This window comes from Agromyces sp. NSFZ (assembly GCF_056156205.1).
The window spans coordinates 4,114,284-4,135,261 of the sequence record NZ_CM149585.1; the positions used below are offsets into that span (position 1 = coordinate 4,114,284).

Here is a 20,978-nt window from a genome sequence, read left to right on the forward strand (position 1 = left end):
ATCGATGGAAGCCATCACACGGGACGCGGTCCGCGAGGACGTCCGGCAGTGGTCTGGACTCGTCCTCACCGGCGCATGGGTTGCACTCGCGAGCGTCGCGCTCATCGTGGTGCAGATCGTCATCTACCTGCTCTGGCCGCCGGCCGTGACCACGGAAGGTCATTTCGAGGAGCTCCTTGCCAATCCGCTGCTCGGGATGGTTTCGCTCGACGCGCTCTATGTCGTGAGCAATCTGCTGGCGTATTTGCTCTACTTCGCGCTGGGGGTCGTGCTGTGGCGAGTGAGCAGGTCGACGGTGGTCATAGCGCTGGCCTTCGGCGTGCTCGGCATGTCGGCCTACATGGCCTCACCGCGCCCGGTCGAGATGCTGCAGCTCGCGAATGCGTACGCTCGCGCCGATCCCGCCGAGCAGGTCGCCCTGCTCGCCACGGGCGATGGCATGCTGGCGACCTGGATGGGGACCGCGTTCGACGTCTACTACTTCTTCAACCTGGTGACGCTGTTGCTGCTGGCGCTGCTCATGTTGCGCAGTGAGGTCTTCACCAGGCCGACCGCCGTGTGGGGCTTGATCGCGGCGGCGCTGATGGCCGTCCCGTCCAACTTCGGCACAGCCGGCGTCGTCTTCGCCCTGGCATCGCTCCTTCCCTGGGCAGTATTCGCGATACTCGTCGCGCGGCGGCTGTTCGCACTGAGATCAGCCGCAGTCGGCGGCTGATCCGCCAAGATCAGACTCACTCCCTCTGCGCGAGCGCATCCTGGATGAACTCCGCCACAGCAGCCGGGTACGCCGCGTCGAGGCCGAGCGAGTAGATCGACGTGAAATGGCTGTGGCCGGTCGCGACCCGGGGCTCGGCCACGCGTGCCGCCTGGCCGTGGAAGATGAGCGGATCATGCTCGCCGACGCCCAGCCACAGCGGAACCGACAGCGCGGCGAGCGCGGGCACGGCAGAAACGTCGCGGCCGCCGTAGTAGAGCGCAACCATGCCGGCGATCTCCTTCTCGGCCGTCGCGGGGTCGTAGATGCCGGACTGCAGCACCACTCCCGCGAGGCCCGGCTCGATCGCGCCGCCGTGCCCGGCCAGGTGCCCGGCGACGTGTGCGGCGCCCGCGGAGTGCCCGAACAGGATGATCCGGTCGGGGTCTCCCCCGATCTCGGGCGCCCGCTCCCGCAGCCGATGCAGCGCGGCTCCGACATCCTCCGCTCCCACGGGCCACAGATGTTCGGGCGCGAGTCGGTACGACATCGTCGCGCCGATCCATCCGTGGCTCGCGGCCCAGGCGCCGACGTTGTCGTAGAACGGCTGCACCGGATCGCGGCGCTCGCCGCCCACGAAGCCGCCGCCATGCACGAAGAGCAGCATCGGACGCGATGCCCCCGCCTCCAGTGGCGCGGCGGCGTGCAGGTCGAGGCGCTGCCGCTCGTGCGGCCCGTAGGCGACGTCGCGCCTCACGAACGGCGCCGTGACCGGCCCGAGCAGCTCCGTCAGCAGCTCCGCGAACAGCGCACGCTGGGCGGCGACCACCTCGGGCGTGAACGCGCGCCCGTGCTCACGCAGCACGGCCCACACGTCAGCGGGGATCATCCGTCGTCCTGGCGGTGCGAGGTCAGTCGACCTCGCGGACGACGTTGCGCAGCGTTCCGAGGCCCGTGACCTCGACCTCAACGACATCGCCGTCGCCGACGAAGCCCTGCGGGTCCATGAACAGGCCGACGCCACCCGGGGTACCAGTGACGATGACGTCGCCGGGGGCGAGCGGGGTGAAGGTCGTGACGTACTCGATGATCGACGGGATGTCGTTGATCAGGTCGGCGACGACGCCGTGCTGGCGCACCTCGCCGTTGACCCGGGTGGTGAGCTCGAGCTTCGTGACGTCGCCGACCTCATCGGCCGTGACGAGATACGGACCGAAGCCGCCGGTGCCCGGCCACGTCTTGCCCGGCAGCCACTGGCTGGCCGCGCGCTGCCAGTCGCGCACCGAGAAGTCGTTGTACACGGCGTAGCCGGCGACGTGGTCGTACGCATCGGCCTGCTTCACCTTGTAGGCGGGCTTCGAGATGACCAGGGCGACCTCGCCCTCGTAGTCGTACTCGTTCGAGACGCGCGGCTTCAGGGCGTCCTCGCCGTGGCCGATCTGGCTGTCGGCGTAGCGGGCGAAGATGACGGGCGCGGCCGGCGCGGCCTTGCCGATCTCGTCCTGGTGGCTGCGGTAGTTCACGCCGATGCAGATGATCTTGCCCGGGTTCGGGATGACCGGCGCGAGCTGCACGTCGGCGAGGGCGACCGGGTCCTCACTGTGCGAGGCGAGTCCATCGAGGGCGCGGTCGGCGATCGCCGCGGCGAGGGAGGGTGCCACGGATGTCGCGTCGTAGATCGTGTCGCCGTCGAGACGGCCCCACGCGATCGAGGTGCACTCCCCGGAGGAGGCAGGGCGGTAGTAGCTGGTGAACTTGGTCATCGGGGTTGCTCCTGTGGATGGGGTCAGTTCGCCGCGATGTGCTCGCGGGCGGGGAAGAGTCCGTGCGAGCGGAACTCGCTGAAGTCGTAGATCGACCACTTCGTGGCCCAGGCCCGGTCGTCCTGCGGCCAGACGATCGGGGGCCGGTCGTCGTCGAGGATCCACTCCATGTCGGTGTAGAGCTCGACCACGGCACCCGTGGGCTCGACGTAGTAGGCGGCCATGTTGTGGCCGGCGCCGTGGCGAACGGGCCCCATGAGCAGACGCGATCCCGCGTCGTGGAGCCGGTCGCCGAGCTTGCCGAGTTCGGCGATCGACTGCACCTGCCAGGCGTGGTGGTGCATCCAGCCCTTCCCCTTGATGAGGGCGACGCCGTGATGCTCGGCGTTGCAGCGCAGGAAGTAGGCGAAGTCGTCGCCGATGACGTCGGAGATGCGGAAGTCCAGGACGTCCGTGAAGAACGTCAGCATCGCCTGCAGGTGCTGCGGGTGCAGGTTCACGTGGCCGAACCGGTCGGGCGCGTGACCCGTCGGCGTGATGCCCACGGGCTCGAGGCCGATGTAGATCTCGAAGACGAAGCCCTCGGGGCCGACGAACGCGAACCCGTCGGCCACGCCGGGGTGCAGCGGGGTGTTCGACACGATCGGGTAGCCGGCGTCGACGATGCGGGTGCGGGCGAGATCGAGGCCCGCCTTGCCCGCCGCGACGAGGCCGATGTGACCGACGCCGTTCTCCGGCGCGTCGAGGTAGACGAGCTCGTGGTGCTGGCGGGCGCGGCTCGAGAGGTAGACCGCGTTGCCCGAGCGGTGGGTCTCGGTGAGGCCGAGGATGTCGCGTGCATGCGCGATCGTGCCCTCGATGTCCTTCGATTGCAGCGAGACGTATCCGATCTCGCTGATCACTCCGAATGCCACGAGCTCTCCTTTCGTCGTCGATTCAGAAAGTATATTATCATGTCTATCGTATATTCATGGATCATCAACGGATGATCCACCCTCATCGACCAAGATGGATGCCATGGCTACGGAGCGAACCCACAAGCGCGGGCAGGTGATCGACGCGATCCGCGCCGACGTGCTGAGCGGCGTCTGGCCTCCCGGCAGCCGCGTCCCTCCGGGCGAGCTGGCCGAACGCTACGAGACATCCACCACCGTCATTCGCGAGGCCCTCACCCGCCTCGCCGGCGAGAACTTCCTCACCATCGAGCCGAACCGCGGGTTCTTCGTCCCGGCGCTCACCGACGGCGGTCTGCGCGACATCACCGACGCACGCTGCCTCATCGAGGGACGCGCCCTCGAGCTCGCGATCGAGCGCGGCGGCGTCGACTGGGAGGGCGAGCTCATCGCCGCCCACCACCTGCTGGCGCGTACGCCTCGCCGCACCGAGGACGACCCGACCCACACCAACGCCGACTGGCTCGCCGCGCACCGGGCGTTCCACGAGAAGCTCATCGCGGCCTGCGGAGTGCCGTCGCTGTGCGACTTCTCGCGTCAGCTGACCAACGCGACCGAGCTCTTCCGCCGCTGGTCGGCCCCCGACCCGAACGCACGCGTGCGTGACGTCGAGAAGGAGCACCGGGACATCCTCGACGCCGTTCTCGCACGGGATGCCAAGACCGCCGTCGCCCTGCTGCAAGCGCACTACCAGCGGACCAGCGAGATCGTGCTGCACCGCGCCTCCCAGGAGGACGGGGCTCACCAGGAGGGCGCGGCGCGCGGCGCCTGAGGCGATCGGCCCGGCCCCATGCAGAGCCGGGGCCGACCGCACCATCACTGCTGCCAGATCACCGCGTCCACGTCAGGGGCCGCATCGACGAGGCCGTACTTCTCAGCGAGCTCGGCCCAACGCGTGACCGTCGGGCGGTCGACCACCGTCGTCCACGTCTCGAACACGGCGGCCTCCGCGGCCCTCTCGTCCGAGCCGAGCGCCTCGGGAAGGACTGCGCGCACGCCGTCCTGATCGGCGTTCGCGGCCTCGCCCGCCTCGGTGAGCGCCGCGACGAAGGCCGCGACCGTGTCGCTCTCCTCGTTCGCGAAGGCCTCGTTCGCGATGACCGAGAGCTCCATCTTCGCCACGCCGGTGTCCATCACGAAGTCGGCCAGCTGGCGGCCGCCATCCGCCTCGACCATCTGCACGAACGGCGACGGCGCCATCCCGGCGTCGATCTGCCCGCTTACGAGCTGCGCCGGAACGTCCGGGAACCCGAGCTGGATGAACGTGATGTCCTTCGCCGGATCGCCGCAGTCGTGCATCGCGTAGTCCTCCGAGATGAGGGTGTCGCCGATGTTGCCGATCGCGTTCACCGAGACGGTCTTCCCCTTGAGACCGCAGACGTCCTGGATCTCACTGTCCTTGCCGACGAGCAGCACTGCCGTGGACCCCGGCACGCCCTCGTCGGCGGTGAAGGCCGACACGATCGGCAGCGTCATTCCCTGCGCCTGGCTCACGAGCGGGGTGATCGTGGAGGACACGGCCAGGTCGAGCTTGCCCGAGTCGAGCGACGGCAGCAGGGCGGCCGAGCCCTGGCCCATGGTCGTCTCGATGTCGATGCCGTGCTTGGCGAAGATCCCCTGCTCCTCGCCGTAGGCGAAGACCGCGTTCATCGAGGAGGGGAAGATCCCGACCCGTACGGTGGTGAGGCCGGCGTCATTCTCCGCGGACGCGGCTGAGCCATCCACGGCACCGGATGCGCATCCGGCCAGCGCGAGGGCGGCGCCGGCGGCGAGCAGGGTGCCCATGAGGATTCGTTTCGGGTGTCTCATCGATCGTTCTCCTGTGAAGTGGTGATGGATCCGCGGATTCAGTCGAAGGTGTAGTCGCCGTCGGCGATGGTCTCGGTGACCGCCCAGTACTCGACGTTCGTGTACGGCCAGATCGTGACGACTCGGCCGGCGGCGTTCTGGTACCAATTGGAGATGTAGTCCTGTCCCCACGCCATCTGCCGGTTCCCGGCGTCGACCCACGAGACGAAGCGGTCGGTCGCCTCCTCGGTGACGTCGAGCGATCGGGCACCGCGGCGCAGCAGTTCGCCGACCGCGCGCACGGCGTACTCGGCCGCGCGCTCCATCATGAGATGGCCGGATCCGGCGACGACGCCGTTCACGTTGGGCCCGTAAATGAGGAAGAAGTTCGGATACCCCGGCACCGTGATGCCGTTGTACGCCCGCGAATCGCCCGCCCAGTAGTCGTGCAGCTCGACTCCCCGGCGCCCGACCACCTCGATGCCGTCGAGGAAGTCGCTCGCCTTGAAGCCCGTGGCGAAGACGATGACGTCGGCTTCGTGCAGCACGCCATCGCCGTCGACCACGCCCTCGGGGATGATGCGACCGACTCCCGAGGAGACCACGGTGGTCTGCGGCGCCTGCAGCGCCTCGGCCCACACGCCGTTGTCGCGCAGCATCCGCTTCGCGCCCGGCGGGTAGTTCGGGATGGCGAGCTCGAGCAGCTCCGGGCGGCCGCGGTACTGCTCGGCCATGCGCGCGATGAGCGCCTCGCGCACCTCGTGGTTCTTCGCGCTCACCGACAGCGGAGCGCCGTGCCAACCCTCCTCCGCGGTGACGGTGTGGAACCGACCCGGGATCCCGAGCAGCACGGTCCAGAGCCGGAACCACTGGCCGTAGTACGGCACCTTCCGCTGCAGCCAGTCGAAGGTCTCGGTCATGGGCTCGTGGTAGGTGTCGGCCGGGATCATCCAGGGCGCGCTGCGCTGGAAGACCGTCAGCTGCGCGACATCCTGGTAGATGGCCGGCACGATCTGGTAGGCGCTCGCGCCGGTGCCGATGACGACGACCCGCTTGCCCGCGGTGTCGATCGTCGCGTCCATCTCCTGCGAATGGACGGCCCGGCCCGCGAACGTGTCGAGGCCGGGGAAGTCGGGGATGTGCGGCCGGTCCAGCTGCCCGAGCGCCGAGATCACGGCATGGAACCGCCGCTCCTCGACGCCGTGCGGGCCGGCCAGGGTGACCACCCACTGCGCGGCGTCCTCGTCCCAGCGCGCCCGCTCGAACCGCGTGCCGAACTCGATGCGCTCCGTGATGCCCGCCCGGTCGGCGACCTCCGCGAGGTAGTCGTGGATCTCCGCGCCCTCCGCGTACTGGTGCGGCCAGTCGGTCTTCTGCGCGAACGAGTACGAGTAGCCGAATGTCGGGGTGTCCAGGCGCACACCCGGGTAGCGGTTCTTCCACCACGTGCCGCCGAGCGCCGGCGCCTCCTCGATCACCGTGAACGGCACTCCGGCCTGCAGGAGGCGGTAGCTCGCCGCGATGCCCGAGACTCCGGTGCCGACGACGAGCACGTCGAACTCGCGGTCGCCGGCGACGTCCGCGTACGCGAAGCCGGAGTCGCCGTTCTTGTCGGGCGCGAGGTCGAGCTCGTGCTTGAGCGACGGCCAGTACTCGGTCTGTCCGTTCGTGAGGAAGTCGAGGATCGCGTCGACCTGCTCGGCGGGCAGGACGCCGACCGAGCGGATGCCGCGGTCGCGCAGGCGCCCCAGGGCCGCGAGCGCCACCGTCCGGGCCCGGTCCACCTGCCCCGGGGTCATCCCGCCGTGGGGGTGCGCGTAGGTGTCGACGAGCGTGAGCGGCGGGCGCAGGTCGCGCTCGAGGATCGACGGATCCCCGAGGGCCGCGGCGAGCGCGGCGAGCAGCGCCGGCAGGTCGGCCCGGTCCACGATCCCCGCGAGCTCGTCGTCGGACTCGGTGATGGGCTCGTACTCGTCCCGCCAGAACAGGTCGTCGAAGGGGACCGTCAGCGGAGCGACCAGCGGTTCGGCGAGCGATCCGGCGTCGGGAGTCATGCTTCCTCCTCGCGAGTCAGGACGAGCGGGGCCTCGTAGGCCTGCAGTGCGGCGATGATCCGGTCCTCGTCTCCAGGCGCGATGACCGCGGCGACGTACTTGTCGGGACGGACGAGCAACGTGACCGCGGCCGCTCCCGCCGCGCGCGCGTCTCGGCAGAGCGACACATCGGTGTGGGCCGTCTCCACGACCGTGACGACGCCGTCGTGGTCGGCGGCCGCGGGCATCCGGCTGCCGGCGGGCAGCACGCGCACGTGACGGACCCCCAGGCCGCTCCAGTAGCCGCCCCGGGCGTGAATCCCCGTACCGTCGCCGAGCTGCACGAGCGCCCAGTCGCCGCCGAGTGCACGGTCGAGGCCGCCGGTGCTGCCGTCGGCGAAGATCACGGCGGGCTGGCCGAGTGGGCGCCCGACCTCGTGAGCGAGTGGCGCCTTCCCGCTCGGCGCCGGCACGGCCACGCCGCCGGCGTAGTCGGGCGGTGTGATGAAGCGCATGTTGCGCAGGTAGTCGTTGATCCGCGGCACGACGCTGACCGCGCGGAAGGCGGCATCTCGCAGGCGGGTCTTCGTGGCCCCCACGGCCATGACGACCGCGCCGGTCCTTCGCGACACGGTGACCATCTTCGCGCCGTGCGTGCGCCGCTCGGACTCGTAGCTGTCGAGCAGGGCCTCGGTCCCACGCCCGGCGAGCACGTCGAGGAGCTTCCAGGCGATGTTGTTCGCGTCGCGCAGGCCCGCGTTCAGACCCTGGCCGCTGAACGGCGGCATGAGGTGGGCCGCGTCGCCGACGAGGAAGGCGCGCCCGCGCCGGTAGTGCTCGGCGACTCGCTGATGTGCGACATACACGACGGCACGGCGGATGTCCTCATGGCGAACGCCCGGCTGGATCGGCTCGCAGAGCGCGATGATCCGGTCGGGCGCGCACATGGCGTCGCCGTCTTCGTGGTCGAAGAGCATGAACTCGATGCGCAGTCGGTTCTTCACTCCGGGCACGAGCACGTACGGGCGCTCGCCGTTGCCGTGGAACTCGGCGTACGGCTCGCGCGGTGTGGCGACGTTCACCAGGTCGACGACGATCCAGCGCTCCTGCTGGGTCGATCCGACCAGTCGTGTGCCGATCGCGCCACGCACGAACGACTTCCCGCCGTCGGCGCCGATCAGGTACTTGGCCCGGATCCGCTCGGCTGGCCCATCGTCGTCGCCGGCCGCACGCACCTCGACCGCGACGTGGTCCGCAGCCTGGGCGACCCCGACCGCCACCATGCCCGCTCGGAAATCGATCCGTGGATGCGTCGCCGCGCGATCCCACAGCAGGCCCTCGAGCACCGGCTGGTCGAACTGGCTCTTCGCCGGATGCCCCGAGCGGCTCGGCAGCGGCTTCGACGCCGCGAGCAGCCGGTCGCGCAAGCCGAAGTACTTGCTGCCGGTGTCGAGCAGCGCCTCCGCCTTGAGCTCGTCGGAGATCCCGAGGTGATCCATGATGCGGAAGGTCTCGTCGGCGATGCTGATCGCCCGCGGCAGGTCGCCGGGGGCCGTCTGTGCTTCGATGACCGTGACGCTCGCGCCGCCGTCGGCGAGCCACAGCGCGGCGGTCAGGCCGACGGGGCCGCCCCCGACCACGATGACGTCGCGAAGATCGACCTGCGCGTCGGTCATGCTGCGAGATCCCCGCGCGCGCGCCCCGCGTTCGTCTTGGCGAACTGCACCTCCTCGTAGACCTGCGTGCGCAGCTCGGCGAAGCGCGTCAGGGAGCGGGTGCCGACCTGATCGCGCTCGTCGGGCAGGTCGATGGCGATGTCGTCCTGGATGACCGTCGGCGAGCTGGAGAGCACCAGCACTCGGCTGCCCAGATAGACCGACTCGTCGATGTCGTGCGTGATGAACAGGATCGTCATGTCGTGCTCGCGCCACACCTTGCGCACGAGATCCTCGAGCTCGCCCCGGGTCTGCGCATCGACGGCCGCGAACGGTTCGTCCATCAGCAGCACGCTCGGGCGCGAGGCCACCGCGCGGGCGATGGCCACGCGCTGCTGCATGCCGCCCGACAGCTGCCACGGGTACGACTTCATCGCGTGCCCCAGTGAGACGGCGTTGAGCGCGTCGAGCACGCGAGCCTTGCGCTCGGCCTTGGGCACACCCGCGGTCTTGAGCGGGAGCTCGACGTTGGCCTCGACCGTCATCCACGGGAAGAGGCTGCGCGCGTACTCCTGGAACACCACCGCCAAGCCCTTGGCCGGGCCCTGCACGCGCTTGCCATCGAGGGCGACGATGCCGCCCGTCGGCTCGAGCAGGCCCGAGATCATCTTCAGCAGGGTCGTCTTGCCCGAGCCCGACGGCCCCACGAGACACGCGAACTCGCCCTGGTGCAGGTCGAAGGTGAGGCTGCGTACGGCCTCGACGGCGCCGGCGCGCCCCCGGTAGGTCTTGCTCAGGTCCTCGACATGCAGGCGGACCTCGCCGCCGATGCGCCCCGTGCCGTTCGTCATTTCAGTTGCCATCAGCCGCCGCCTTGAGTCCGTCGTACCACTTGAGGACGCCCTTCTGAACGAGGGCGAAGATCGCCGAGAGCAGCACGCCGACGACGCCGAGCAGCAGCACGCCGCTCCACATCTCGGGCACCGCGACCCGGTTCTGGAAGTTCGTGATGAGCGTGCCGATGCCGTTCGCCGACGCGAACATCTCGGACACGACCATGAGGATGAGGCCCACCGCGAGGCTCTGGCGCACGCCGGCCATGATGGCCGGCGACGCGCCGGGCAGCACGAGGTGCCAGACGCGGTTCCACCCGCGGATGCCGTACACCTTCGCCGTGTTGGAGAGCACCTCGTCGAGCGAACGCACGCCCGTGATGGTGTTCAGCAGCACGGGCCAGAGGCATCCCAGCACGATGACGGTGGTGCGCATCGCGTCGTTCAGCCCGATGACCAGCAGCAGCACCGGGATCATGATCGTCGACGGGATCGCACGGAGGAACTCGAGCATGGGCTCGGAAAACCACCGCGCCGCACGGAACGATCCGATGAGCACGCCGAGCACGACGCCGAGCACCGTCGAGATGCCCAGGGCGAGCAGCAGCCGGCCGAGGCTCGGCAACACGTCGCTGAGGATGTTGTCGCCCAGCCAGACCGAGACGAACTTCTCCCAGAGCGGCAGGGGGCGCGGCACGAACAGGCTGACGTCTCCGAGCGTCGCCAGGTACCAGACGACGATGAGCACCACCGGCAGGCCCAGCCAGTACCCGAGGTTCTTCAGAACGGTCATGCGGGGACCTCCGCGCGGATCGACTCGTGCCAGAACAGCACCTTGCGCTCGGCGGCCCTGGCGCCGAGGTTGATGACGATGCCGAGCGCGCCGGCGGTGATGATGAGGGCGTACATCGCCACCGGCGCACCGTTGAGCTGAGCCTGCGCCACCGACTGTCCGAGGCCATCGGTGCCGATGATGAGTTCGGCCGAGATGCCGAGGATCAGGGCGATCGTCGCAGACAGGCGCACGCCGGTCATGAAGTACGGCAGCAGGGTCGGGAACACGAGGTGTCGGGCCCGCTGCAGCCAGGTCATGCCCATCGTGAGCGTCGTCTCGTACGCGATCTTGTCGACATCCGCGACGCCGTAGAGGGTCTGGATGAGCACGACGAAGAAGCAGCCGTAGACGATGATCAGCAGCTCGGCCTCGAGCTGGGGACCGAACGCGAGCGCCGCGATCGGGATGAGCGCGACCGACGGGATGGGGCGCAGGAACTCGAGCACCGTGAAGGTCGCACGGCGCAGGAACCGGCTGGATCCGATCAGCACGCCGACGACGAGGCCCGCGATCGACGAGATGACGAGGCCGAGCAGCCAGGCCCACAGGGTGGCGCCGATGGCCGCCCAGAAGGACGTGAGGGCGAAGTTCGCGAAGAACTGACCGATCACCTGCGCGGGATACGGCAGGAACTCGTCGGACACCGGCCCGAACTCGGCATAGAGCTGCCAGGCGACGAGGAACGCGAGGACGCCGGCCACGCCGAGTACCCCCGGCCCCCACTGCGCCCGGCGGTCGCGGCGCATCGCCTTGACGACGCGGATGACCTGCGTCTCGGTGACAGGAAGAGGAGCGAGCATGCTTCCTTCATCCCCCTTTCTTGGTGACTGGGGTGCTGGAGACGCGGCGGGGCCGCGCCTCCAGCGGTCCGCGTCAGCGCTTCCAGATCACCGCGTCCATGTCGGGCTCGGTCGGGACGATCTCGTAGCGCGTCATCAGCTCGGCGAAGGTGTCGAGGACGGCAGGGTCGAGTTCGGACGAGTAGGTCGTCCAGACCTGCGCCTGAGCCGCCTTCTCGGGGATGTTGAGGATCGAGGGCAGCAGCGCCGCGAGCGCGTCGTGGTTGGCGTTCGCGTACTCGTAGGTCTCCTCCAGGGCCGCGACGAACTCGGCGGTCTGGTCGGCGTGCTCCTTCGCGAACGTGCCGTTCCCGGCGATGACGAGCTCGTTCTTGCCGAGGCCGTCCTCCTGGATGAAGTCGCTCAGCACCGAGCCGCCCGCGGCCTCGACCTGGCCGATCCACGGGGCGCCGGTCATGCCGGCGTCGATCTGGCCCGCCTCGAGCGCGGCCGGCACGTCGCCGAGGGCGAGCTGGATGTACGTGATCTTGCTCGGGTCGCCACCATCGGCCTCGACGGCCGCGTTGATGCCGATCTCGCCGATCGAGCCCAGGGCGTTGATCGAGACCGTCTTGCCCTCGAGGTCCTTGGGACTCGTGACGGCCGATCCGGCGCCCACCACGAGCGCGGTGGAGTCGTTCACGGTGGCCGGGTCGTTCTGCGCGTAGCCGGCGATGATCTGGACGTCGAGTCCCTGCGTGTTCGCGAGGATCGGCGAGACCGGGCTCGCGAGCATGAACTGGATCTTGCCACTGTCGAGGGCGGGAAGCTGAGCTGCCGACGACGCGGCCTGGATGATCTCGACGTCGAAGCCGTGGTCCTCGAAGAAGCCCTCGTCTTCGCCCGCCTGGATGACCGCGACCGACGGCGACGTGAAGACGCCGATCGAGATCGGGGTGAGGCCGCCCTCGGCCGCCTCGGCGGCAGGGGCTGCCGTGCTGCCGTCGACCGACCCTCCGGCGCAGCCCACCAGGCCGAGCGCGAGGGCGGCGGTGACGCCGGTGATTGCGAGTGTGCGTGCTGACGACATTGTCGACCTCTTCTTTGAGTTCAGATCCGGTCGGGCCGGTTCGGTTCGCTGGGGTTCAGATCCGGGCGATGCCCCGGGGTGAGTACACGATACTATAGATAGTGCAATATTTCAAAATAGTATATTTAGAGGCGCTCGGCGCGCACCGTCAGAGAATGCAGGCGGCTTCGTACACGAGGCCGAGCACCTCGTCGAGCTCCTGGGCCAGGCACTCGGCGGCGACGACATGGTCGGGACGCACGATGACGGCGCCGACCGGACGAGCGTCGAACCAGGCCTGGAGGCTTCCCTCGCCTCCGAGGTCGCCGACGACCGTCACGCCCTCGGACGCATGCTCGCGGACCCACGGCAGCTGCGCCTTCGGCACCACCTGCACGAGACGCCCACCGATCCGAGCGAGCGTCTCCGCGTGCCCGGGCGACACGAACTTCGCCGGGTCGTTGTTCCACATCAGCACGCGCCATCCCTGGCCCGTCGCGTCGTCGAGACGCATCTCGGCGCCCGTGGCATCCGTCGCCTGCGGCTGGGGGAAGATCGACCCGGCCATCCGCGGCACGTCGCGCGCCGGCAACGACTTGAACGTCGGCAGCGGGGTGTGCACGACCACGCCCCGATCGAACTTGGGCTGCGGCTTGAACGCCTGGCGCTGCTGCGCCTCGCGTTCCTCGGGGGTGCGGTTGGCGGCGATGCGATCCCGCTCCGCCGCGGCGGCCGGATCGTGGTCGGTCATCTCCTTGGCCATGCCGAGTGAGACCGCCACCATCTGGCCGACGTGTCCGAGACGCTCCTGCTCGTAGGTGTCGAGGAGGGCCTCGCCCGCGTGCCCATTCACCACTGCCGCGAGCTTCCAGCCCAGGTTGAACGCGTCGCGGATGCCCGAGTTCCACCCCTGGCCCCCGACGACGGGCATGACGTGCGCGGCGTCGCCCGCGAGCATGATCCGGCCGACCTTGAACGTGCCGGCGACGCGGGCGTGGTGGCGGTAGACACGACTGCGGATGATGTCCACCTTCGAGGGGTCCGGCACGTGCGGCGCCAGCAGGGAGCGGACGTACTCCTCGTCGTCGACGTTCGCCTCCTCCCCCTCGAAGAGCGTGAACTCCCAGCGACGGATGCCGTGCGGCAACGCGATCGACGCGTAGCTGCGTGTCGGGTCGCCGCCGAAGACCGCGTGCGGCGTGCCGATGGGGTCGTTCGCCACGTCGATCACGAGACCGTCCGTGGGTCGGGTCTCGCCCTCGAACGAGATGCCGAGCCGCTTGCGCGTGGGTGACGCTCCGCCCTCGGCGGCGACGACCCAGCGTGCGCGCAGGGTCTCGCCGTCGGCGAGCGTGGCGACCACGCCGTCCGCCTCTTCGACGAGGTCGGCGACCTCGGCGCCGAAGCGCACCGTGACGCTCGGGAAGCGCTCGAGACCCTCGAGCAGCACCCGGTCGACGAGTGGCTGCACGAAGCCGTTGCGGCGCGGCCAGCCGAACTCGCGGGTCGTCGGGTCGACCTCCGACAGGATGAGGCGATCGCCGTTGACCATGTAGATCTTCTGATCCGGGATGGTGTGCGGCAGCACCTCGTCGACGATCTCGGCGGTCTGCATCGCCCGCAGCGCCTCGTCGTCGACGCCGACGGCCCGGGGATAGTCGATGAGCTCGTCGCCCTTCTCGACCAGGAGGACGCCGACGCCCTGCTGACCGAGCAGGTTCGCCAGGGTCAGGCCCACCGGGCCCGCGCCGATGATGAGGACGTCGGAGGTCGGAGTCATCCGGATCTGCGTCATGAAGTGCTCCCAGAGGATCGCGCCGCATTCAGGGCGGAGATGGTGTCGCCGAACGCGCGGTTCAGCAGGACGAGGTCGATGCCGAGGCCGACGTAGTCGACGAGGCCGTCGGCGAAGAGGGCGGCCGTGTAGTCGGGACGACCCGAGTAGATGCCGAGCGTCACGTCGTGAGCGGTCGTGAGCTCGCGCAGGTGCGCGATCGCGTCTCGGACGGGGCCGTCCTCCCAGTCGCCGCGGCCGGGCAGGCCGTACGACACGGCGAGGTCGGCGGGACCGATGTAGATGGAGTCCAGGCCCGGGGTGGAGATGATGGCCTCGGCATGCTCCACGCCGATCCGGGTCTCGATCTGCGCGATCGTCGACACGGCGAGATTGCCCGCCTCGGCGTAGGAATCGCCGGCGTACAGCGCCGGCCGGGAGGGCCCCATGCTGCGGTTGCCGACCGGGAGGTACTTCGTGGCGGCGACGAGCGCCTCCGTCTGGGCGCGCGATTCGACGGTCGGAGCGATGATGCCGCGCGCGCCGCTGTCGAGCAGACGCAGGATCGGCCACGCGTCGATCGATCCCACGCGGGCGTAGGCGTACGCATTGCCTCGGGGCAGCGAGCGCAGGATGCCGCACGCCGCCTCGAGGCCGAGCTCGCCGTGCTGCAGGTCGAGGATCACCCCGTCGTAACCGGCATTCAGTGCCCACTCGGACTCGGAGAACGACGGCAACGACTGATGGAACAGCACGGGCTGCGCGCCGCCGAGCGCCGCGGCCTTCACTTCGCCTGCTCCGTGCGACCCGCCAGGCGCGCGGCGTGCGCCGCGGCGGCCTGCCCGCCGAACACGGGGACGATCTCGCGGCGTGCGTAGCGCCACTCGCCGTCGACGCGACGGTAGATCTCGCGGAACTCCCCCACGGAGGCCGGCTGCGTCGTGGGCTCGTTGGTGTCGCGGAACGTCAGGTACTGCACGGTGCCGCGCACCTCGTCGGGGACGTCGCCGGCGACGAGTCGGATCGCGCCGATGAAGTGACGGCCGACGATGTCGGTCTGCAGGGCGCGCTTGGCGCCCCACGCCTTCATGGCCTCGCGGTCCATATCGCCCATCGGGCCGACGGAGACGCCGTCCTCGGTGTAGAGCTCCCAGGTCGTGTCGGCCTGGTTGTGGTCGAGGCGATACAGCATCTCGGAGATCAGCTGTTCGATCTCGACACGGGTGATCGCGGGAACCGGGCGGTAGTCGGTCATCCTCAGGTCCTTCCTCAGGCGTTCGAGTCGACGGTCGCGGTGACGCGGCCGAGCCCGGTGATCGTGGCGACGCACTCGACGTCGGCCGGCCACGGTTCGATGTAGCCGATCGAGCCCGACAGCAGCACTTCGCCGGCGCGCAACGGATGCCCCGTGCGGATCGCCGTCTCGGCGAGCCATTGAACGGCGTTGATCGGGTCGCCGAGCACGTTGCTGCCGACACCGCGGGTGATCTCGGTGTCGCCGGCGGTGATCACCATCTCGACCTGCGTGAGGTCGACGGACCCGTACGGGTGCCGCTCTTCGCCGAGCACGAGGCCGCTGCATCCGGCGTTGTCGGCGATCGTGTCGACGATCTGCCCAACGCTGCCGTCGTACCGGAAGTCGACGATCTCGAAGGCCGGGGTGACGTAGTCGATGGCCGCCGCGACCCGCTCGGGCGTGGCCTCGAGGATGTCGGACTTGAGGACGAAGGCCACCTCGGCCTCGATGAGGAGCCGGTTGTACTTCGACGCGGGCAGCACGACCCCCGATTCGAAGACCATGTCGTCGTGGATGATCCCGTAGTCGGGCTCGAACACCCCGACGCGCTGCTGCACGAGGGGGTTCGTCAGCCCGACCTTGCGGCCGACCCGCCGCACGCCGAGCTCGCGTTCGCGCAGCGACGCGAACTCGGCGGAGATCGCGTACGCGGATTCGAGGTCGTGCTCGGGCAGTCGCGGGCTCACGTAGGGGACGGTGTAGACGCCCTCCTTCGCATCGTGCAGCTCGCGCGCGATGGCCGATATGGCCGCGGTGTCGACGGTCATGCGTTGCTCCTGTGCTTCCGGAGGAAGGCGACCGCGGCCGCGTTGAACGCGTCGGCTCCCTCCCACTGCGGCCAGTGGGCGGCTCCTTCGACGAGCAGGAACTCGCCGTCGGGGATGCGATCGGCGAGGCGCCGCCCCTCCGCCTCGTCTCCGGTGGGTTCGTGGTCGGTCCAGACGAAGAGGGCGGGCACGGGGATGGCGGCGAAGTCCTCGTCGGTGACCCGGTTGCGCCAGCGCGGCTCGGGCCGGCGCAGCACCGAGATGTGCGCCATGTTCTGCCCGGTCGGGTCCTGGCTGTAGATCGCGCGTCGCACGTTGACGAGCTCGTCGGTGATCTTCTCCGGATCGTGGATGACGACCTCGAGACGCTTCCTCACGTTCTCGAACGTGGGCTCGGTGACCGCCTGCACGCTCACCGACTGGGCCTTGTCCACCTGCTGTTCGCCGACCACGCGCCCGCCCGGCGCGCTCAGGATCACCGTGCGCAGGCGCTCGGGGTGGTGCGCGGCGAACTTCACGGCGAGCCATCCGCCGAGCGACTCGCCCGCGAGGTGCACCCGGTCGAGTCCCAGCGTGTCGAGCAGGCCGATGAGGTGCTGCTCGTACTCGGGGATCTCGAGGTCGTGATCCGTCGGCGTCGTGTACCCGTGACCCGGGTAGTCGTACCCGATCACCCGGAAACCGGCCTCGGCGAGCGCGCGGACGTTCTGGGTCCAGGCTTCGATGTGGCCGCTGGTGCCGTTCGCCAGGACGATCGTCTCCGATCCGGCCCCGGTGCCCGCCGGCTCGATCTCGAGCACGCGCGTGCGCCAGTCACCGACCTGCACGTAGTGCAGGAGATGCGGGAGATCCGCGACCGCCTCCCAGAAGGTGGACAGGCCGCTCATGCCGTGCGCGCCGCCTGGATCGCGAAGCCGGCCGCCCAGCCCTTGACCGCCCAGTAGTGGTCGACGGGGAACTCGTACGCACCCGCGGTCGACAGCGCCGAGTACGCGGCAAGCCAGCTGCGCATCTCGTGCGCCGCGGATCCACCCTCGGCGAGGAACCAGGCGTTGTCCCACCGATCGGCCGGGGTGAGATCGCCCGAGCGGAAGGTGTCGAGCAGCAGGGTGTCCCATTCCTCGTTCAGCGGATCGCTGGAGCCGCCGCCGTCGGCGATCTTCTGGATGGACGAGACGATCGCGTTCTCGCGCGCGCGTCGTTCCTCTGACGTGGGCGCATAGTCGATGAGACGCTCCTGGAGCGTGCCGGGAGCTCCCTCCCAGCGCGGGATCGGCGGGTCGTGCGAGATGCCGCCGGATGCGATGAACAACACGCGCTTGTCGAGCTGCTGGGCTGCACGGCCGAACGCCTCGCCCATCAGGCGCACGCGGTTCATCGGCGTCAGCGGGATCCCGAGCGAGTTGACGAACACCGGGATGATCGGCTGGGTGAACTCCGTTCCGAACAGGAAGTTCACCGGCTGCAGCACACCGTGGTCGACCTTCATGCGCTCCGAACGGCCGATGTCGATGCCCTGCTCGAGCACCAGACGGTGCAGCTCGCGCGCGGTCTCGCTGTCGACGGGGATCGGGCCCTCGGTGGTGCCGTAGTCGCCGATGCCCTCGGCCTGCGCGCCCACGACCCATGGCGAGATGTTCGAGTACAGCTGGCCGTTGAAGTGGTCGGGGCCGAAGACCACGATCACCTCGGGGTCGAAGTCGGCGACGAAGGCCTTGACCTCGTCGATGGCCTCGGTGATCTCGGCGAACGTGGTCCCGCCGGGATCGACGTTGCCGAAGGAGGGCGCGTGGGACAGGGCAGCGACGGCGATCGACATTGCTGGCTCCGTTTCTGTGTGGACTGCGGTTTCTGAAGAGCGGCGTTGATCGGGGACGGATCAGGGTGCCGAGATGAGGCGGTCGGCTGCGGGGCGGCGCGAGGAGCGCTTGAGGCCGAGATGCAGGATCAGTACGCCCGCGGCGGCGACCAGCATCGGCAGGGCGAAGACGGTGAAGGCCGTCCCCATGCCCCAGCCTGCGTCGAAGGCCATGCCGCCGAGGATCGGCGCCATGATGCCGCCGAAGCGACCCATGCCGATGACGACGCCGTAACCGGTCGAGCGAGCGAGCGTCGGGTAGAGGGTCGGGACGATGGCGTAGAAGCCGGCGGTGCCCGTCGAGACGAAGAAGGATGCGACGAACAGCGCCCACCAGGCGCCCGGCATCGCTGGGCCGTTGAGGCCGAAGAACGACAGGGCGGCCGTGGCCAATACCAGGAAGACCGGCGTCAGGATGCGGACATTGACGCGGTTGCCGATGACGCCGAACACCACGTTGCCGAGGATGCCGCCGAGGCTGAACGCCGTGACGAGCTGCGGTGCGAGGGCGGGATTCTGGTTCGCGCCCGCGACCGCCGTCGGCGACCAGGTGGTCATGAAGTAGAAGCTGACCATGAACGCGACGTAGGAGACGATCATGAGGAGCGTCTGCCAGAGCAGCGGGCCGCCGGCGATCGTGCGGATCGCGCCGGTCTGCTTGACGACCTCGTCCTCGGACTCGGGGAGGGCGGTCAGGGCAGGCTGGCCCATCTTCCCGAGGAGCACGTTCAGGCGCTGCAGGGAGTCGGCGCGACGGCCCTCTGCCAGCCAGGCGAGCGACTCGGGCAGCAGGAAGAACGTGGCGACAGCGGCGAGCAGGCTGAGAACGAAGCCGATCCACCAGCCGAGCTGCCAGCCGCTCGTCGCGAGCATGGGCCCGACGATGAGCGCGCCGAGGAAGCCGCCGATGTTGATCGCGGCGGCATAGATCGCCATGACGAGAGGGTAGACGCGTCGGCCGGTGTACTCGGCGAGGATGACGCCGATCACCGACACGAGCGCGCCGATGCCGACGCCCGTGACGATGCGGCTCACCACGAGCAGTCCGGTGCCGATCTCGGAGTTGGCGAACGGGCCGATGAGCATGCCGAGCGCGATGGTCGAGGTCGCGAGCACGCCCATGTTGCGGCGTCCGATGCGGTCGGCGAGCGGGGCGACCACGATCGAGCCGACGAGCATGCCGATGAGGGCGCCGGACAGCACGAGGCCGAGGGCCGTCTTCGAGACGCCGAAGTCCTGCTCGATGAAGGGCGCCGCGAAGGACACGAGCGCCACGTCGTAGCCGTCCAGCACCACGAGACCGATCGCGATGATGACGGTCCGGATCTGCAGCCCGCTCATGCGCGAGCTGGCGATGTGCTCGGTGATCCTCATGGAGGCCTCTCTGTCTCTGGGATCTGGAAGTTCGGCTCTAGAATCATAATTCTAGAATATGTGGATATCATGAGTGCACGACATCCGTACTGTCAAATGCACGCTCACGCCACACGACTCGAGGAGGCTCCATGGCCGCGAGGAAGATGACCCATCAGGCCTCGGCCGAATCCAAGCGGGCCATCCTCGAGGGCGTGCTGTCGCTCGCCGTGGAGGCGGGCTACGAGGGCACCACCATGGCCGCGGTCGCACGCGCGTCGGGCCTGCCGATCGGCTCCGTGTACTGGCACTTCCAGAACAAGGAGCAGCTCTTCGTCGAGCTGCTCGACTATTGCTTCGAGGTGTGGAAGGAGGCCAACCCGCCGAGCGGCACCATGCGGGACCGGCTGCGGCGCAGCATCGCGTCCTCCGCTGCGGCGTCCGGTGGCTCGACGGATCCCGCCGCAGCCTTCTGGAGCATCGGTCTGGTGTTCGCGTTCGAACGCCGCTTCGCCGACAACCTGGCGCGCCAGCGGTACCTCGCCATCCGCGCCGAGATGTTCGAGCTCATCGCCAGCCGCCTGCAGGAGGAGTTCCCGGCCCTGCAGGAGGAAGTCGCGCGCGACCTCGCACTCGACATCGCACGCATGGGACGCGCCCTCACCGACGGCTTCCGCGTCGCGGCGGCCGCGGGCGACGACACCGACTTCGAGCGCGCTGCCGACATGGCCGCAGACGCGCTCGAGTACCTCATCAACACCCGGATCACGGAGCTCGCCGATGCCTGACACCCCCGCCGAGCCGGACACCGGCGCCGCAGAGGTCGCGATCGTCGTCGGAGGCGGCTCTGGAATCGGCAGGGCCTGCGTCCGCGAGTTCGCGGCGAACGGCTACTCGGTCGTCGCGATGTCGCCGTCAGGACGCGCCCGCGAGCTCGCCGAGTCGCTCGGCGGTGCGGGGATCGACGGCTCGAACACCGACCCTGGGGCGCTGCGAGCCGTCGTCGACCTCGCCGCCTCCCGGTTCGGCCGCATCGACGCCGTGGTCAACAGCAGCGGGCACGCGGCGCGCGGGCCGATCCTCGAGATCACCGACGACGAGTGGCTCGCCGGCATGGACCTGTACCTCATGAACGTCGTGCGCATGGCGCGGCTCGTCACGCCGCACCTCATCGCGGCGGGCGGCGGCGCGATCGTGAACGTGTCCACGGCGGGGGCGCTCGAGCCGAGCGCGGCGTTCCCCGTGTCTGCGACGCTGCGCGCGGCGCTGGCGTCGTTCACGAAGCTCTACGCCACCGAGTACGGCCCCCAGGGCATCCGCATGAACAACGTGCTCCCCGGTCTCACGAAGGAGGATCCGTCGGCCGTGCCGGCGGAGTGGACGAAGGGCATCCCCCTCCGACGCGCGCAGAGCACCGCCGAGTTGGCTCGGGTGATCCGCTTCCTCGCCACCTCGGAGTCCGCCTACATCACGGGCCAGAACCTGCGCGCCGACGGCGGCGAGACCCGCTCGGTCTGACCAGCAGCA

General features: G+C 69.4%; 21 protein-coding genes. 4 read left to right on the forward strand and 17 right to left on the reverse strand.

Annotated features, from left to right (window positions below; translation table 11 throughout):
• Positions 1 to 4: 4 nt before the first annotated feature.
• Positions 5 to 715, forward strand: a complete 711-nt coding sequence (locus tag ACVFI9_RS19590) for a hypothetical protein (RefSeq protein WP_474763847.1) — start codon at positions 5 to 7, stop codon at positions 713 to 715.
• Positions 716 to 731: 16 nt separating this feature from the next.
• Here the strand turns inward: ACVFI9_RS19590 and ACVFI9_RS19595 are convergent, their stop codons facing one another.
• Genes ACVFI9_RS19595 through ACVFI9_RS19605 form a run of 3 tightly spaced genes read right to left on the reverse strand, consistent with a single transcriptional unit; the run spans position 732 to position 3,371 of the window.
• Positions 732 to 1,583 carry an alpha/beta hydrolase gene (locus tag ACVFI9_RS19595; protein WP_474763848.1) on the reverse strand — a complete coding sequence of 284 codons (852 nt, stop codon included), beginning with the start codon at positions 1,581 to 1,583 and terminating at the stop codon, positions 732 to 734.
• A 22-nt stretch (positions 1,584 to 1,605) separates the two neighbouring features.
• Complete coding sequence (locus ACVFI9_RS19600) at positions 1,606 to 2,457, reverse strand: fumarylacetoacetate hydrolase family protein (RefSeq protein ID WP_474763849.1); 852 nt, start codon at positions 2,455 to 2,457, stop codon at positions 1,606 to 1,608.
• 23 nt (positions 2,458 to 2,480) lie between these two features.
• Entirely contained in the window at positions 2,481 to 3,371 is an 891-nt protein-coding gene (locus tag ACVFI9_RS19605; RefSeq protein WP_474763850.1) for a VOC family protein, read from the reverse strand.
• Between the two features lie 103 nt (positions 3,372 to 3,474).
• On the opposite strand from ACVFI9_RS19605, the gene ACVFI9_RS19610 reads away from it, so the two are divergent.
• Positions 3,475 to 4,182: a GntR family transcriptional regulator gene (locus ACVFI9_RS19610; protein ID WP_474763851.1), complete on the forward strand. Its 708-nt coding sequence runs from the start codon at positions 3,475 to 3,477 to the stop codon at positions 4,180 to 4,182.
• A gap of 44 nt (positions 4,183 to 4,226) precedes the next feature.
• On the opposite strand, the gene ACVFI9_RS19615 is transcribed toward ACVFI9_RS19610, so the two are convergent.
• The 14 genes from ACVFI9_RS19615 to ACVFI9_RS19680 all read right to left on the reverse strand — a co-directional run bounded on the left by ACVFI9_RS19615 (position 4,227) and on the right by ACVFI9_RS19680 (position 19,472).
• Positions 4,227 to 5,219 carry an ABC transporter substrate-binding protein gene (locus ACVFI9_RS19615; protein WP_474763852.1) on the reverse strand — a complete coding sequence of 331 codons (993 nt, stop codon included), beginning with the start codon at positions 5,217 to 5,219 and terminating at the stop codon, positions 4,227 to 4,229.
• 38 nt (positions 5,220 to 5,257) lie between these two features.
• Positions 5,258 to 7,252, reverse strand: coding sequence for a flavin-containing monooxygenase (locus ACVFI9_RS19620; RefSeq protein ID WP_474763853.1), 1,995 nt, complete (start codon positions 7,250 to 7,252; stop codon positions 5,258 to 5,260).
• Complete coding sequence (locus ACVFI9_RS19625; RefSeq protein ID WP_474763854.1) at positions 7,249 to 8,907, reverse strand: FAD-dependent oxidoreductase; 1,659 nt, start codon at positions 8,905 to 8,907, stop codon at positions 7,249 to 7,251. Before ACVFI9_RS19625 ends, ACVFI9_RS19620 begins: the two co-directional genes overlap by 4 nt.
• Positions 8,904 to 9,749 carry an ABC transporter ATP-binding protein gene (locus ACVFI9_RS19630; RefSeq protein WP_474763855.1) on the reverse strand — a complete coding sequence of 282 codons (846 nt, stop codon included), beginning with the start codon at positions 9,747 to 9,749 and terminating at the stop codon, positions 8,904 to 8,906. The genes ACVFI9_RS19625 and ACVFI9_RS19630 overlap by 4 nt, the downstream gene beginning before the upstream one ends.
• The gene (locus tag ACVFI9_RS19635) at positions 9,739 to 10,512 is read right to left on the reverse strand and encodes an ABC transporter permease (protein ID WP_474763856.1); all 774 of its coding nucleotides are present in this window, start codon (positions 10,510 to 10,512) and stop codon (positions 9,739 to 9,741) included. The genes ACVFI9_RS19630 and ACVFI9_RS19635 overlap by 11 nt, the downstream gene beginning before the upstream one ends.
• Positions 10,509 to 11,354 carry an ABC transporter permease gene (locus tag ACVFI9_RS19640; RefSeq protein ID WP_474763857.1) on the reverse strand — a complete coding sequence of 282 codons (846 nt, stop codon included), beginning with the start codon at positions 11,352 to 11,354 and terminating at the stop codon, positions 10,509 to 10,511. Before ACVFI9_RS19640 ends, ACVFI9_RS19635 begins: the two co-directional genes overlap by 4 nt.
• 73 nt (positions 11,355 to 11,427) lie before the next feature.
• On the reverse strand, positions 11,428 to 12,423 hold the full coding sequence (locus ACVFI9_RS19645) for an ABC transporter substrate-binding protein (RefSeq protein ID WP_474763858.1): 996 nt from the start codon (positions 12,421 to 12,423) through the stop codon (positions 11,428 to 11,430).
• 148 nt (positions 12,424 to 12,571) lie between these two features.
• On the reverse strand, positions 12,572 to 14,197 hold the full coding sequence (gene mhpA / locus ACVFI9_RS19650; RefSeq protein WP_474763859.1) for a bifunctional 3-(3-hydroxy-phenyl)propionate/3-hydroxycinnamic acid hydroxylase MhpA: 1,626 nt from the start codon (positions 14,195 to 14,197) through the stop codon (positions 12,572 to 12,574).
• Positions 14,194 to 14,964: an HpcH/HpaI aldolase family protein gene (locus tag ACVFI9_RS19655; protein WP_474763860.1), complete on the reverse strand. Its 771-nt coding sequence runs from the start codon at positions 14,962 to 14,964 to the stop codon at positions 14,194 to 14,196. The genes mhpA and ACVFI9_RS19655 overlap by 4 nt, the downstream gene beginning before the upstream one ends.
• A complete protein-coding gene (locus tag ACVFI9_RS19660; protein ID WP_474763861.1) occupies positions 14,961 to 15,431 on the reverse strand; it encodes a nuclear transport factor 2 family protein in 471 nt (156 codons plus the stop codon). The genes ACVFI9_RS19655 and ACVFI9_RS19660 overlap by 4 nt, the downstream gene beginning before the upstream one ends.
• A gap of 14 nt (positions 15,432 to 15,445) precedes the next feature.
• Positions 15,446 to 16,240, reverse strand: coding sequence for a 2-keto-4-pentenoate hydratase (locus tag ACVFI9_RS19665; protein ID WP_474763862.1), 795 nt, complete (start codon positions 16,238 to 16,240; stop codon positions 15,446 to 15,448).
• A complete protein-coding gene (locus ACVFI9_RS19670) occupies positions 16,237 to 17,127 on the reverse strand; it encodes an alpha/beta fold hydrolase (RefSeq protein ID WP_474763863.1) in 891 nt (296 codons plus the stop codon). The genes ACVFI9_RS19665 and ACVFI9_RS19670 overlap by 4 nt, the downstream gene beginning before the upstream one ends.
• Positions 17,124 to 18,059, reverse strand: coding sequence for a 3-carboxyethylcatechol 2,3-dioxygenase (locus ACVFI9_RS19675; protein ID WP_474763864.1), 936 nt, complete (start codon positions 18,057 to 18,059; stop codon positions 17,124 to 17,126). Before ACVFI9_RS19675 ends, ACVFI9_RS19670 begins: the two co-directional genes overlap by 4 nt.
• A gap of 60 nt (positions 18,060 to 18,119) precedes the next feature.
• The gene (locus ACVFI9_RS19680) at positions 18,120 to 19,472 is read right to left on the reverse strand and encodes an MFS transporter (RefSeq protein ID WP_474763865.1); all 1,353 of its coding nucleotides are present in this window, start codon (positions 19,470 to 19,472) and stop codon (positions 18,120 to 18,122) included.
• A gap of 131 nt (positions 19,473 to 19,603) precedes the next feature.
• Between ACVFI9_RS19680 and ACVFI9_RS19685 the strand changes: the two genes are divergently transcribed.
• Positions 19,604 to 20,239 carry a TetR/AcrR family transcriptional regulator gene (locus ACVFI9_RS19685; RefSeq protein WP_474763866.1) on the forward strand — a complete coding sequence of 212 codons (636 nt, stop codon included), beginning with the start codon at positions 19,604 to 19,606 and terminating at the stop codon, positions 20,237 to 20,239.
• On the forward strand, positions 20,232 to 20,969 hold the full coding sequence (locus tag ACVFI9_RS19690; protein WP_474763867.1) for an SDR family oxidoreductase: 738 nt from the start codon (positions 20,232 to 20,234) through the stop codon (positions 20,967 to 20,969). Before ACVFI9_RS19685 ends, ACVFI9_RS19690 begins: the two co-directional genes overlap by 8 nt.
• Positions 20,970 to 20,978 lie beyond the last annotated feature (9 nt).